Genomic DNA, 14,090 nt, shown 5'->3' with positions numbered 1-14,090 from the left:
GATTCTCTTCTATGGAACGATTTCTGAACGGGCTGTCTTTTCCCGGTTCTGTCAATGTCCCCCGGTATTCTTTGATCTGGTCAGGCGGCAGGCTGCATACATAGGCTTTTCCTTTTTTGATCAGTGTTCATCATTCACCCGGACGACTAATTTCCCAAAGTTTTGGCCGACTAACATGCCGATAAACGCATTCGGAGCATTATCCAACCCCTCGACCAAATGTTCACGGTATTTTATCAGACCTGCACTCAGCCAGCCAGACATGTCTTTGGCAAATTCCTCGTAGCGGTGGCCGTAATCGTCAAAAATAATAAATCCCTGAACTTTTAACCGTTTGACTAAAATGGTACGCATGAGAAGGGACAGGCGATCCGGTCCATCGGGAAGCTGCGTCGCATTGTAATGAGAAATAAGCCCGCACACCGGAATTCTGGCTTTTGTATTGAGCAGCGGTAGGGCCGCATCAAAGACCTTGCCGCCTACGCTCTCGAAATAGATGTCAATCCCCTTGCCGCAGGCCCGGCCAAGTTGTTGGGCAAAATCCGCGGCTTTGTGATCCAGGCAGGCATCAAAACCGAGGACCTCTTTTGCGTAGCTGCACTTTTCGCTGCCGCCGGCTACGCCGACAACCCGACAGCCTTTCAATTTTCCGATCTGACCTACCGTCGCACCCACCGGCCCGGTGGCCGCAGCGACAACCAAGGTCTCTCCCTGTTTGGGACGGCCGATATCCAACAGCCCCATGTAGGCAGTAAACCCCGGCATGCCCAATATGCCCAATGCATAAGAGGCATGTTGGGGGTGTTGCCCTAATCGAGTCAGGCCGGTGCCATCGGATAGCGCATAGTCCTGCCAGCCACTGTAGGCAAGGACCCACTCTCCCTTCCTGTAATCAGGATGCCGGGATGCTTCCACTCGGCAAACCGTGCCACCCACCATCACTTCGCCAACCTTGACCGGCTGCGCATAAGATGGCGCATCGCTCATTCTGCCCCGCATGTAGGGGTCGAGGGAGAGATACTCGGTGCGCAGCAGCACCTGGCCTTCAGCCGGTTCAGGCACGGGCGCTTTCTCCAGACGGAAGTTTTCGGGTGCCGGCGCGCCTTGCGGACGCTGTGCCAATACGATGCGGCGATTGTGTTTTTTACCTTGAGGCATGGGTGGTTCCCTTTCCCTTGTTTCAGCGCGCCATTACCGTTGCCAGGAGATCATGGAGGACAATACAGGTTGCGAATGATTTTCTGTTTTGTCAATGTGGATTTTATCCACTGGTTGCGAATGGATATCATGCCAGTTGCTTGCCGGCTCCCGGTCCGGGCGAGACGCCGAAAATCTCTTTAATGTGAAGGATGACCGCTCCTTTGGACTTGAGGGGAAAACCTGCCTTCTCGCTCAATTCCTGGATCCATCGGGCCGTTTCTTCGTATCGCTGGCCGCTGGTTTCGATGGTGACGTTGCCTTTGATTTGATAGCCTTCATGACCTTCCCAGAAGGTTACCGCCACCTGGGGATTGGCTTGCATGTTGGCCAGGGTTTTGTTGAAGAACTGGTCGGAGATGAGAATGGTTTCGCTGTCGATGATTTTCTTGGCGCCGACCGGCACGGCGTTTGGCGTTCCATCTGCGGTGGCGGTGGAAAGTATCGCGGTGCGGACCGTGTTGAACAATTCCTGCATTCGGTGGGTCATTTGGGCCATTTTTAGCGCCTCCTTTGAAAAACGGGTTGAGGGACTTGGCGAGAATTTGCATGCCTATTTATTTCTTGGCCATGGGCCCCGGATGCCGGATCGGGAGCGGTTCTACCACATCCGGAGCCGGATGGTCCAACGTCTGTCAGCCTGGCTTTCTGGCATCGATGATCAGGGATACGAATGCCAATTTGTCACCTTGGTTGCGATGGTCCAGGCGCAGCGACCGGTAGATGGGACCCTGGTCCACCGACCACTGGTGGTAATGAAACCGCCCTGTTCGTCGCAATACTCCAACAGGTCAACGGAAAAACCCGCCTGAACGAAGACATCCACCAAGCGTCGATAGTCATAAACGATTTTATGATCCGCGGCAGGGTGGCCTTTTGGACCCGGCCCGCCGATTCGGGCAATGCGCTGATAGGAGGTATCCGGGAAATTGGCATCCGGAACTGCGCAACGCAGATATCCGCCCGGTTGGAGCCACCGGTAGCACAATCTGGCAGCAGACCGTCCTTCGGCTTCGGTCAGGTGCTCCCACACATGCTCGCATAACAATGCATCCACCAGGCGGATGCCGAAACTGAGCTCCCAATCGTCAGGCCGCAGCAGATCCAGCGTTTCTTTGTGTGTGGCAATCCAACCGGGCCAGCGCTGATCACCCGCGCCGATAATGATTCGCACCGGTTCGGTGGCGGGTATCCGACTGATGTCTATCATCGATGATCGTCGATCCCCCTATACCCAATCCAACCGCTATACATCCCGGGGTTACCGATTTTCGTAAAAACCGGTTTTGCATATCAGAAAATGCAGTATTAAGCAAATGAGCAAAACAAAAGCCTTCGCCGGAATTATTATGCACAGACCTTTTTATGCATTGATTTATCGGTTGATCGAAACTACATCTCTGAAGGGTCACAGGAGGTGAACACTTTGGCCAATCGATGGTGAGTTCCGGCCACCCGCCTGTGTCAAGGCTTTGGGGGTATGGTATAGCCGCTGCGGGAAACACCGGTACTGGCCTTTTTCGACACCGGAACGCTATCGGTTCCATACCGTTGACAACCCGTCTGTTTTTCCATAGCGGGACTCATGTTCACACGATAAAGCTAAAGGATGGGCATATGCGAAGGGTAATTTTCAATCAAAAAGGCGGTGTCGGCAAATCGACCATTGCATGTAATTTAGCGGCCTTGAGCGCCGCTTCCGGACAGAAAACATTACTGGTCGATCTGGACCCCCAGGCGAATTCCTCTCAGTATCTGCTGGGCCAAAAAGCTGACTCACTCGAGTTGACGCTGGTGGATTATTATCAGGAGACCCTCAGCTTTAGCTTTTTTCCCAAACGGGTAGAAGAATATGTTACATCAACCCCCTTTGACGACCTGGCGCTTTTACCTTCCCATGCGGAACTCGGTGAGTTGATGTATCGGTTGGAGTCGCGCTATAAAATTCGTAAACTCAAAGATGCACTGGACCAATTGGACGGCTACGATGCGGTCTACATCGACACACCACCGGCCTTCAATTTTTTCACTTTATCCGCACTCATTGCCGCCGATCGCTGCTTGATCCCCTTTGACTGCGACGATTTTTCGCGCCGCGCCCTGTATCAGCTTCTTGAACGCGTGCATGAACTGCAGCAAGACCATAATCCAGGGCTTCAAGTGGAAGGCATCGTGGTCAATCACTTTCAGCAGCGCGCCAACCTGCCCAAAGCGCTGGTGTCTGCGATGATCGAAGAAGGGCTGCCGATTCTCGACACCTATCTTTCTCATTCGGTTAAAATCAGAGAATCACACCAAAAGGCCACTCCGCTCGTCAACCTTGATCCCAACCATAAGGTTGCCCAAGAATTTCAAGCCCTGTTTCATGAGTTGAACAGAATCAAAGAATAAGGGCGCACCGACCGAGACCGAGCGGAAAAAAGAAAATGTGCCCGTGCCTGATACAAAAAGGACAATGGCGTCAGGGACCCCATAGCACGTTATTTGACGAATTCCCTGCAAGCTATTGGTGAAACGTATAGGAACAACAATAAATCAACGATGATGACACACATGATGAACACCCCTCTGCCGGTAATCGACGCCCATGTCCACTGCGGCATCCTTGACCGCAGTTCGCCGCAGTCATTCGAGGTGTATGCGCGGCAAGCGGCGGCAACGGACATCGGCGGGGTGGCCATTTTCTCACCGGTTATGGAGATCTACGACCGCTATGACCCAAGCTTTGTGGATACGCCTGCCTGGCGCCGTCGCCGCATGCAGAGCAATGCTTATCTTCTCTCGCTGAAACCCGTTGGACATACCGTCTATCCCTATTTTTTCATCTGGAATGACTTTGCTGTGGATCAGCTTTCGGCGGCCCACTGCGGCATCAAGTGGCACCGTCATGCCGATGAGCCGGTGTACCGCTACCATGACCCCCGGTGCCGGTCCGCCCTGGACGAGATCCGGCGCAGAGGGCTGCCGGTGGTTCTGGAGGAGGAATTCGACCATACCGTGCGGTTTATCCGGGAACTGGCAGACGGGATCAGGGTGATCATTCCTCACCTGGGTATGCTCAACGGCGGATTTCGATCCATCGCCGAGGCCGGTTTGTGGGCGCAGGAAAACGTGTGGGCGGATACTGCGCTGGCCGACCGGAGTGAGATTCGTGAATATCTAAGCGTTTACGGTCATCGGCGGTTGCTGTTCGGATCGGATTTCCCGTTCGGCGACCCGAATTCGGAACTGCGGAAAGTGCACAGTCTACAGCTGGATCCGGCGAAACTGGCTGCGGTGTTGGGCGGCAATTTCATCCGCCTGCAGTCACGCATCGACCGAAGTTAACCACAGGCCGATAGGCCTGAAAATCCGGTCTAAAAACCTTTCACGCGCAACGTATCCTGGATATGATCACGCCATGCGGGCAACACTCCGGCTTCATCCGCATAGTCCCGCCAGCGCGATACGGTTTCCATCACTTCGTTGACAATGGTTTCGGCGCGTCCCCGCTTCATCGACGCCGCACGGGCGCATGCCTTGAAGTCTTCTTTGGTAAAGTTGTCGCGCTTACCGTTCATCGTCATCTGGTGGCTGGCGGTCCATTGGCCGGACGCATTGAAACTGTAGGTCAAGTCAAAAGCCGGCGAAAGCGACCACCGACCGGATTTATCCATCAGAAAAGCGATATTTTTCACATGATCGTCCTGGTTGCGTGCAATGATGTTGAAGGCCATCCGGCGAAACTGTTCTTCAACCGCAAGCATGGGCAGCCCGAGCTGCCTGATGGTGCGCAGCGCCTGCTCGTAGGAATAGGCACCGGCCATATTGAAGTCGTAGTGGGCCAGCGCGCACAGCGATTGCAGATGGATCTTCTCCCCGTTGTCGTGCCGGTCAAAGCGCCGGGTCATGAAATGCCGCCGGTCGTTTTCTTCGAACAGACGGCACGGGTTCATGGTGATGCCGGCGTCGGTTGCCATCCGGAAGTAGGCATATTCGATTACCCCGTAGCCTTTGGGATCCTCCAGTTCCTTATCCCGGTTGCCCGCAACCCCATCAAATTTGAGCAGCCAGTATTCAAACCCCTCCTCCGCGGTGATCTGACCGGAGCGCACCTCATCGGTCGACGGATTCCAGGCAATCACCGCCTTGGCCCTGGCGCCCCCCGCCGAGGTACCGACCTGCAGAATATCCTTGAGGGCCCGTTCCCTGCTTTTGGCTGAAAACGAGACTTTGAGATGGCTGCGGTGCGCCAGTATTTCCGATGCCAGCGCAACCAGTTGATCAACCTGAATGCGGCTGGTCTTGCGTGTTTTGGGTCCGATGGACGGTTCAAACTCCAGGGCGCCCATGCCCCGTTTGCCGATATAGCATAATCTTTCAACTGCATTGAAGGACTCGGGCGCCCGTCCGCGGATGGCCAGCCAGGCATCGATGAGCGCATTGCCGAATCTATCGGGCAGTGAATCCGCCAGCAGTCCCGGTAGGCCCTGAAAGGTCCTTCGAGATAATTCAGGGAAGGTGTAAACTTGATCGGAAAGCGGCATGGTCAGCGGCGCGATCTCGATTCCGCTTTTCGCAAAGGCAGGGTCAAATTCAAAAACGGCTGCCTCCCGACCGTCTTCGAGAGCAACAGCACCGATCGTGCGCCCCCAGAGCCGGACCTCGGCAACCGTGCTCATGCGTCATCACCCCAGGACCAGTCATCCTCGGACGGATTTGCCGAACGGTTCGATGCGGCGCGCTTGCGTGCTTTTCCTTTAAGTTTGAGTAGGTCCATGGGTCTGGGACCGGCTTCAGGAACCAAGTGGCCGAGACCCGGCAGGAGGTCAAGCACCCGCAGAATTCGAATGAGGTTGCGTGTTTGCGTGACCGCCCCGGACTCTATCCGTTCTATCGTTCTTTTGGACACGCCGGCTTCAAGGGCCAGTTTCGCCTGGGTCAGCCCCAGCGCAATCCGCCGTTGCCCCAGGCGTCTGCCGAGCTCTTCAAGAACCGCGTTGTCTCCCATTTCTTTAAATTCTGTCATAGTCGTCGCTTTTGGCGAAATAGAATCATATATTCCTATATATCGTCAAAAATGACGAATTGCAATTCATTTTTAAAATCGTCATAAATGACGAATAAAAATCATATAACGCTATATATCGTCAAAAATGACGAATAATGCATGAATAAAAAATGAGTTTGATCTGACGCCCTTTAGCGTGCCTGCAACCCGATGAAGCAACTTCTTTCGTCCTGCTGTCGTTGACGAGGTGCCAACAGATGGTAATTTTTCAAGGGTAATTAAAGTCACATCAGTGTTGTCATCCCGTCAACCGTCCAACAACAGGAGGCCCGCCATGAAAGATCAAGGCAGTATGCACAAGAAAGTGCAGGAGATGTGCGATTGTTACGCAACCAATGATCCACTCAAGGAGATGTCCAAACTAAAAAACGATTCCGACACCGCCGCCGCCGCAATAAAGTGGGTTGCCCTGGCAGCGCTGCACGGTGTCAACAACAACGCCAAAGAGATATCCATCCATCGCGGGGATGACGGCAAGGTCACTGTCCTTGCCGAATACAGAACCGGCGAACTGCCGTCTCCGGGCCATGATGCGGGGCTCAAGATCTTCGAAACCTTCAGGGAAATGACGCACATCGACACGGATAAAGGCAAGACGGCTTTGGCCCTGGGCATTCGCGACAGCAGCATTGAACTCAACGTTAAAATCAGAATGAAAGATGGAACCGAAAAAATCAGCATCGGATTCCCCAAAAAGTAACCCGTCCAACATGCCGGCGCAGGTCTCTTTCGTATTCGATCAATCCCGGCAGCCTGCCTTTTTCTGAGTTTGACGGTGGGCGGTTATAGCCTTTGGCCGGTATGAAAAAGCCTGAGACCTGAAACGCAAAAAAAAGGGTTGATGGCTCAGGTGCGATGCGCTATAAGCACGCGTCGCACGAACCACGGGTTGGAACGGCCCGTGGTTTTTTTTGTTTAACCCATGGGGAACCCATTATGATCAGCGCATCCAACATCGCGCTCGCCTACGGCAAGCGCGTTTTGTTTAAAGACGTCGATATCAAGTTCACTCCCGGCAACTGCTACGGCCTGATCGGCGCCAACGGCACCGGAAAATCGACCTTTCTGAAGATCCTTGCCGGGGAGATAGAGCCCGACAAGGGTACGGTGAGCACAGGGCCCGGCGAGCGCATTGCCGTGCTGCAGCAGGACCATTTCGCCTTCGATGAGAAAACCATCATCGACACGGTGATCATGGGGCACGACCGCCTCCATGCCATCATGATGGAACGAAACGCCATCTACGCCAAAGCGGATTTCACCGAAGCGGACGGCATCCGGTCCGGTGAACTGGAGGCGGCGTTCGCCGAGATGGACGGCTACGAGGCCGAGTCCCAGGCGGCGGTGCTCCTCAAGGGCCTGGGCATTGCGGAAGAGACACGCCAGCTGAAAATGAAAGAACTGGAAGGGGGGGACAAGGTCCGCGTGCTTCTGGCCCAGGCCCTCTTCGGCAACCCCGATATCCTGCTCCTTGACGAGCCCACCAACCACCTGGATCACAAGTCCATCGCCTGGTTGGAAGATTTCCTGGCGCGTTCCGAGAATACCGTGATCGTGGTATCCCACGACCGCCACTTCCTCAACCAGGTCTGCACCCACATTGCCGACATCGACTACGACCGGATCCGGGTTTTCGTGGGCAACTACGACTTCTGGTGCCAGGCGAGCCGCCTGATCCAGAAACAGAAGCAGAACGAAAACAAGAAAGCCACTGAAAAGGCCAAAGAGCTGACCGCGTTCATCCAGCGTTTCAGCTCCAACGCCTCCAAGGCCAGGCAGGCCACCTCCCGGAAAAAACTCCTGGATAAGCTCACCCTGGATGATATACCGGTATCGTCGCGGAAATACCCCTGGATCGCCTTCAGGCCGGAACGCCCCTGCGGGAGCGTGATCCTGGAGATCGACAACCTCAGCAAAACCATCGATGGAGAGAAGGTCCTCAACAACCTCAGCATGGTAGTGAACGGCGGGGACAAGATCGCCTTTGTCGGAAACAACAGCCTGGCCAAAACCGTCCTCTTTCAGATCCTGGCAGGGGAGATGGCGCCGGACGCCGGCAGCTTCCGATGGGGCCAGACCGTCACCACCTCCTACTTCCCCAAGGAGAACAGGCGGTTTTTCGAGACCGAGATGTCCCTGGTCCAGTGGCTGCTGCACTACGCGCCGGAAGAGGGGGTGAGTTTTGCCCGCGGGTTCCTCGGCCACATGCTCTTTTCCGGAGAAGAGGCCATGAAAAACACCGGTGTTCTTTCCGGCGGGGAGAAGGTGCGCTGCATGCTTTCGCGCATGATGCTCAGCGGATCCAATGTGCTTGTGCTGGACGAGCCCACCAACCACCTGGACCTGGAGGCCATCACCGCTCTCAACGAAGGACTGATCGCCTTTCCCGAGGTGGTTCTCTTCGCTTCCCACGATCACCAGTTCGTCTCCACCGTGGCCAACCGTATTGTTGAACTCACCCTGGATGGCGCCATTGACCGGGTCATGAACTACGACGACTATCTGGCAAGCCCCGACGTGGCCAAAGAGCGGGATGCGCACTGCTGCGGGGGAAGCGCCCTGGTTTGCTGATCCGGACCGAAGGGTCAAACCTTGATTGTCGAATTTTTGCCCATATATTGAACGGCATACCCCTCAACCCAGGAGGATAACCGATGATCGACCTGTTCAAGCGCTTTTTCAGCACCGCCGCCGACAACGGCCGGAACCCTGCCGACCAGGATGACGAACGGGATGTGATCGTGGCCATTGGCGCGCTTTTTCTGGAGATGGGACGCATCGATGAAACCTTCACGGAACAGGAAACGGCGACGGTGATCTCCATACTGACCGATAAATACGGCCTTTCCGGCGAGGATGCCGACGCCCTGCTCAATGAGGCGGATCGTGAGCTGGAAGCGAGTGTCGATTTGTGGCAGTTCGCCCGGGTCATCAATGAGCGCTACAGCATCCCCAAAAAAGAAAAACTGATCGAACGCTTGTGGCAGATTGTGTATGTCGACGGCAAAATGGACAAATACGAACATTACCTGATGAACAAGCTCTCCAAACTTCTTGGCCTTTCCCACAAGCAACTGATCGATGCCAAACTCAAGGTCCTGCACGGCAAGTAATTCCGACCCGACCGGCATAGTCTCAGCAGCATATGAATAGGGCGTACACACGACTTGCATCCCTGCCCGGATTCCCGGGTGTCACTGGACCCAACCTGCCCATCCGTTCCCAGGCAACGACCACCAACCGACCTTAAGGCGTATTGCCTTTCACCCGATCACCTGCACCGGCGATTGCGCGGTATGACGCACTATTTTGTAGTTTTGCCGCACTTTTCCACCATCCTTGCTTAGGCCGATACGATAGGAAATATAATTTATAGTAGTTTTTATAGCAGGTTATGTTGATTCGTGTGTTTAATGGAAAGTTGGCAAGCTGATTGCTGTCAAATATCATCGGTTGAGCCAAGCGCCCCATTAATACCAAGCCATCGGGCAATGGCAAGGAGATAAAGATGAAAACAGCCTACGAATCTAAACAGAAAATGCTTCTTATGACCATAGCTATCACAGCCAGCCTTATCCTGCTGGGGCTGAATGCCTGCCAATAAAAGGTAAAAAGAGAGCGGAAGATGAAATCGAAATTGAGTGCGATACTAAATAGCCAGCAGGGACTCACCGAACTGTTGTTTGTCGATGCCAGAGTAGGGTGGGTGCAGAGGCTGGAAGGTGGGGGATATACAGCGCATAGCTGCCTGAGTGGCAAGAACTATCACGGCCGTAAAATAGGGGATGTCTGCCTGCCGATAGAAAAAGAACTCGATAGTAAATAAATGAAGATATCGCGGGCTACGGGTTAACCGGTGGCTTCTATATACTGATCTCAAAAATTCATTATCTTTCCCCATATTGTTTAGGCAACTTTAAGGTTAACATGGTCGGCATACCGCCAATGGCGGTACATCGATTCTGTTCTATTCCGAGCGCCACGAGTCTTTTGCCTACCAGATTACTTTTGGTGGGGTGATCGTGCCGTTGATCTGAGGACGGCAACTGCTGCAGGCATGCATTTCATGGGAGTTGCCTGGGGATTTAGGGTCCAGTCGTCGATGGGTGCAATCCGGAAATGGTCATCATCAGCTTCAAGTTGCTCCTATAGGCCCAGACAATTGACGCTTGTGTAACCGGTAAATGTTTGTTACTGAAAATACAGTATGTTCTAATCTTGGGGAAGTGCCGTCCCTCCGCGAACCATGTTATCACTGATAAACTCTGACCCCTGTTTCTTCGTCGCACCGGTCGTCGGTTTTTTGCTTGCCGGGGAAATTCGATTCCCGACAGTGCCGCGGCGGCCGGAATCTGACCCGATAAGGAGGTGAGCATGAAGTATTCGGGCGGCGGATCCAGGAAGAGAGCGGGAAAGCGGCCGACCCTGTCACCATTCAACGTCAACTTTTGGGGAGGAGAAGACGAATGAAAAAAGGTATCAGGTTGGTGGCACTACTGGCTGTCGGCATGCTGGTGTTCTCTATGGGGATCGCTGCGGCCGCCGAAGAAGACATGAAAAAACAACTCAAACTGGCCGACGACATCACCAAGGAAACCATCGTCGGCCCCGGCAGCGTGCAGGTCAGCACCGAAAAGGACATCCTGATGAGTTTCGGGGCCACGGTGAGGATCATTCCCACGTCGGAATCCGATTGGGATTTCGGCATGAGCGATAAAACAGACGGTTATCTAAACTTTGGGACTGGGCCTAATTTAGGCAGCGAGTTTTTCCGGATTCACAACAATGAAAGCGGCGCCGTCAAAGACAGCTACATCCGCACCGAGAGTAAAATTTATTTCAACGCCATGCCCAAGGACCGCCAGTGGAGCTTTTACGCGGCCCTGGAGTTCGATACACCCCTGGACACCCAGACGGTCGACAATCGTGGCGGGCGCGATACGACCAGCAGCAATTTCGGCCTCGAGCGCCTTCACATTTCCTACGCCCTGCCCTTGAATACACGCCTGCATGCCGGCTGGGACATCTGGCATGTCGACGTCATCGAAGCCGCCGGACTGGTTTACGGGGATGACAACCCCGGTTTCTGGTTGACCGGGGGTTCCGACACCGTCAACTACAGCCTGGGTTATTTCAAACTGTCGGAAAACGATTTTCAGCTGAGTGCTACGGACTTTGAGGACGCCAAGGACGCGGACCGGGATCTATATGCTGGTTACCTCAACTGGACCCCCACTGACGGCCAAAAACTCCAGGGTTTTTACACCTTCGACCGCATCCGCAATGTCGGCGTGAATGACTTTACCGCTTTCCTGACCGAGGGCGCTGTGGGCATCGCAACGGGAGAAGTCCCGGAAGTCGACTCCCATCATGCCGGCGGCTATTACCTCGGCAACTTTGGCGCCTTTGAACTGTTTGTCGAGGGGACCTACCAGTTCGGTTCGGCTGACAATACCGGTCTGGGTGCATTGGGCAAAGAGGAAGACTACGATATCAACGCCTATGCCCTGGCGGCTGATATCTCATATGAGCTCAAAGGGATTTTGACCGGATTTCCCCTCAAGCCCCATCTTGGAATCATCTACACCTCGGGTGACGATGATCCCAACGATGACGAACTTGGCGGCTACAACGGCAACGTGAATGCCCAGCGGTTTTCCCAGCGTTTTGGCGGTGAGAACACCATCATCGGGGATACTAACCTTGCCCTCGGCTCCATACTCTACGGCTATATCCCTGAACTCTACGGCAACGGGACACCGGTTTTCACGGGCGGACTCCAAAATTTTGCCGGGTTCGGCGGCGGCCGCGGCGACAACCCGGGGATGACCATGATCAGCGGGGGGCTTACGATTGCGCCCAAACCGTTTCTGATTTACAAAACCAACGTCAACTATTTTCGCTGGAACGAAGATATTTTTGTTCAGAACCTGGTGACGCCGATTAATTTTGCCACCGGCCAACCTTTTATAACCAAGGTCAGCTCCGGTTATGTCGGCACCGAATGGGATAACGAGGTCACTCTGGCAACCTCGAAACATTCCTACCTCAAAGGGCAGTTCTCCATGTTCTTCCCGGGTAGCGTGCTGGAAGATGTCACCGAGGCGCTCGGGGCCAAAAGTGATGATACGGCCTACCGGCTGGCGGCAGAGTTAATTATTAATTTTTAATCGTACGCAGGCACAGTGCGGTATTGCAAAAATTCAATTGCCCCTTTTGATGAATAATAGCTAAACCACAGGGAGCACAGAGTTCACAGAGGATAAATTTTTCAATCCTTTCTCTGTGCTCTCGGTGGTGAAATATTACGTTTTCGTATTTTCGAATACGTGTACGCGGGGAAGAACCACCTATGAAAGGTTTTATGAAAGTGTCGCGGCAGAGGGGTTGGATCTATTTTTGGGCCGCGATGACGATGATCGTCGGATGTGCCGGTGCGCCTGACATCACCAGCACCGAAAAGTCGGCTGATAATCCATACTCCAATGAACAAGTGCGCCAAATGACCGTGGATCAGCCGTTCCTGATATCGGGGGATTATTTCCGGGAAAGAAAGCAGGAGCCGTCGATTGATGTTGGGGACATTTCCGCCAGGAGCGAAAAGGTCGAGAAGGCGCAGGCTGATTTGGGAAGCCGCGTGACCAAGCTGGAGCAGCAGGCCGCCGGCGGCCAGGTGGCGGCTGCTCCGGCGGTGATCACCGCTGCACCGGCGGTGGCCCCCGCCGTGCAGCAGATGAAAATCAAGGTGGGCCTGTTGATCGATCAGCGCCAGGTGCAGGACGACGGTGCACGCCTGTTGACCACTGCTGCGTACACCACCTCGGCGCGGTTTCCCATTGTGCCGGTCTCTCCCGGGGAAATCGGAGAGTCGCTTTCCCAGCAAAAAGAACTCAACCCCAACGATCTGGCCCAAGTGTCCCGGGTGTTGGCGGTCTATCCCGGTGTGCGCATGCTGGTATTGATTGAAACGTTCCAGCTGCCGGAAACCTTTCCCGGCCCGGCGATGGCCATCGTCAACCTTGTGGACGCCGGCATCCTGCATCGCTATCCGCCCCTGGAAGTAACCATGCAGCTGACAAACGAGGACGATCGCGCACGCTTTGCCGACTCCGTAGTCCGCAACGCATTTGATCAGGCGGTCACACGCAGCGGTATAATGCCTTGGTTCTGCAGGGCCTTTTCGCGTGAGGAGCAGGTCTGGTATATCAACGCCGGCAAGGATTCAGGGCTTAAAACGGGTGATCGGCTCAAGGTCGTTGCCGGCGGCAAGCTGGTCACGGCGCCGTCGGGAATTCCGGCCGGCTGGATCCCGGGAGCGCCCAAGGGTACCCTTCGGGTGGACCTGCATTTCGGCCAGGATCTGGCCGCCTGTTCGCTGGTGGACGGCAGCGGGCCGGAAGGTGGAGATCTTTTGATGAAGTAACCCTTTACGAATCCATCTACAATGAGACTTTTTACGACTTCATCAACCCTTCGCCGTAAAAAGTTTTTTTACGAAGCCGTCAAGGTTGCGTTTCCAACGCTTCCAGTCGGTAACCCCGGTCCTGCATGCACTGGCGGAACAGTTTCGCTTTCTTGTTCTCCTCGATAGCGCCCAGCATGTTGCGGGCGCCGGTTTCGGCCTGGAGCTCACAAGTTGACCTGTCCAGTGTCATTTCCGCGGCGCTTCGCTCAAGGTGGACCCATTGCTTGCGCGCTCTGGTGGCGCAGGCGGCAAGGCCCAGGCCCACGAGCAAGACGACCGGGATAAGCAGTCCTATTCTCATGCTAGTTCCTTCTTTTTAAAATCGAAAACAGGGGTGTGGGTGGATGTGAAAAAGGGTGGATCGTGTCGAGCGCTTTT

General features: G+C 54.5%; 14 protein-coding genes and 1 pseudogene. 8 read left to right on the top strand and 7 right to left on the bottom strand.

Annotated features, from left to right (window positions below):
• The 4 genes and pseudogenes from ABYV26_RS09655 to ABYV26_RS09640 all read right to left on the bottom strand — a co-directional run.
• Window positions 1-124: pseudogene (locus ABYV26_RS09655) on the bottom strand (glutamate--tRNA ligase family protein); the annotation flags it as partial.
• Entirely contained in the window at window positions 121-1,158 is a 1,038-nt protein-coding gene (locus ABYV26_RS09650) for an NADP-dependent oxidoreductase (RefSeq protein ID WP_372680454.1), read from the bottom strand. The gene ABYV26_RS09650 and the pseudogene ABYV26_RS09655, both read right to left, overlap by 4 nt.
• Before the next feature lie 127 nt (window positions 1,159-1,285).
• Window positions 1,286-1,696 carry a pyridoxamine 5'-phosphate oxidase family protein gene (locus ABYV26_RS09645; RefSeq protein WP_372680452.1) on the bottom strand — a complete coding sequence of 137 codons (411 nt, stop codon included), beginning with the start codon at window positions 1,694-1,696 and terminating at the stop codon, window positions 1,286-1,288.
• A 162-nt stretch (window positions 1,697-1,858) separates the two neighbouring features.
• Window positions 1,859-2,407, bottom strand: coding sequence for a hypothetical protein (locus tag ABYV26_RS09640; protein WP_372680450.1), 549 nt, complete (start codon window positions 2,405-2,407; stop codon window positions 1,859-1,861).
• A 407-nt stretch (window positions 2,408-2,814) separates the two neighbouring features.
• Between ABYV26_RS09640 and ABYV26_RS09635 the strand changes: the two genes are divergently transcribed.
• Window positions 2,815-3,588: a ParA family protein gene (locus ABYV26_RS09635; RefSeq protein WP_372680456.1), complete on the top strand. Its 774-nt coding sequence runs from the start codon at window positions 2,815-2,817 to the stop codon at window positions 3,586-3,588.
• Window positions 3,589-3,750: 162 nt separating this feature from the next.
• The gene (locus ABYV26_RS09630; RefSeq protein ID WP_372680448.1) at window positions 3,751-4,524 is read left to right on the top strand and encodes an amidohydrolase family protein; all 774 of its coding nucleotides are present in this window, start codon (window positions 3,751-3,753) and stop codon (window positions 4,522-4,524) included.
• 29 nt (window positions 4,525-4,553) lie between these two features.
• Here the strand turns inward: ABYV26_RS09630 and ABYV26_RS09625 are convergent, their stop codons facing one another.
• Together ABYV26_RS09625 and ABYV26_RS09620 are read right to left on the bottom strand one after the other, a co-directional pair.
• Window positions 4,554-5,858 (bottom strand): type II toxin-antitoxin system HipA family toxin, encoded by a 1,305-nt coding sequence (locus ABYV26_RS09625; protein ID WP_372680447.1) that lies wholly within the window; start codon window positions 5,856-5,858, stop codon window positions 4,554-4,556.
• The gene (locus ABYV26_RS09620) at window positions 5,855-6,205 is read right to left on the bottom strand and encodes a helix-turn-helix domain-containing protein (RefSeq protein ID WP_372680445.1); all 351 of its coding nucleotides are present in this window, start codon (window positions 6,203-6,205) and stop codon (window positions 5,855-5,857) included. The genes ABYV26_RS09625 and ABYV26_RS09620 overlap by 4 nt, the downstream gene beginning before the upstream one ends.
• A 316-nt stretch (window positions 6,206-6,521) precedes the next feature.
• Between ABYV26_RS09620 and ABYV26_RS09615 the strand changes: the two genes are divergently transcribed.
• From ABYV26_RS09615 to ABYV26_RS09590, 6 genes are all read left to right on the top strand, one after another.
• Window positions 6,522-6,947: a hypothetical protein gene (locus ABYV26_RS09615; protein ID WP_372680443.1), complete on the top strand. Its 426-nt coding sequence runs from the start codon at window positions 6,522-6,524 to the stop codon at window positions 6,945-6,947.
• A gap of 236 nt (window positions 6,948-7,183) precedes the next feature.
• Window positions 7,184-8,818 carry an ABC-F family ATP-binding cassette domain-containing protein gene (locus ABYV26_RS09610; RefSeq protein ID WP_372680441.1) on the top strand — a complete coding sequence of 545 codons (1,635 nt, stop codon included), beginning with the start codon at window positions 7,184-7,186 and terminating at the stop codon, window positions 8,816-8,818.
• Between the two features lie 83 nt (window positions 8,819-8,901).
• Window positions 8,902-9,360, top strand: coding sequence for a TerB family tellurite resistance protein (locus tag ABYV26_RS09605; protein WP_372680438.1), 459 nt, complete (start codon window positions 8,902-8,904; stop codon window positions 9,358-9,360).
• Window positions 9,361-9,872: 512 nt separating this feature from the next.
• A complete protein-coding gene (locus ABYV26_RS09600) occupies window positions 9,873-10,073 on the top strand; it encodes a hypothetical protein (protein ID WP_372680436.1) in 201 nt (66 codons plus the stop codon).
• A gap of 640 nt (window positions 10,074-10,713) precedes the next feature.
• On the top strand, window positions 10,714-12,417 hold the full coding sequence (locus ABYV26_RS09595) for a hypothetical protein (RefSeq protein ID WP_372680434.1): 1,704 nt from the start codon (window positions 10,714-10,716) through the stop codon (window positions 12,415-12,417).
• A gap of 239 nt (window positions 12,418-12,656) precedes the next feature.
• On the top strand, window positions 12,657-13,670 hold the full coding sequence (locus tag ABYV26_RS09590) for a hypothetical protein (protein ID WP_372680431.1): 1,014 nt from the start codon (window positions 12,657-12,659) through the stop codon (window positions 13,668-13,670).
• A gap of 79 nt (window positions 13,671-13,749) precedes the next feature.
• Here the strand turns inward: ABYV26_RS09590 and ABYV26_RS09585 are convergent, their stop codons facing one another.
• Window positions 13,750-14,013, bottom strand: a complete 264-nt coding sequence (locus tag ABYV26_RS09585) for a hypothetical protein (protein WP_372680429.1) — start codon at window positions 14,011-14,013, stop codon at window positions 13,750-13,752.
• Window positions 14,014-14,090 lie beyond the last annotated feature (77 nt).

It is taken from the genome of Desulfosarcina sp. (assembly GCF_041551955.1).
Lineage (GTDB): Bacteria > Desulfobacterota > Desulfobacteria > Desulfobacterales > Desulfosarcinaceae > Desulfosarcina.
Note: the sequence above shows the minus strand (reverse complement) of the source record. Positions and strands in the feature narration are given on the sequence as shown.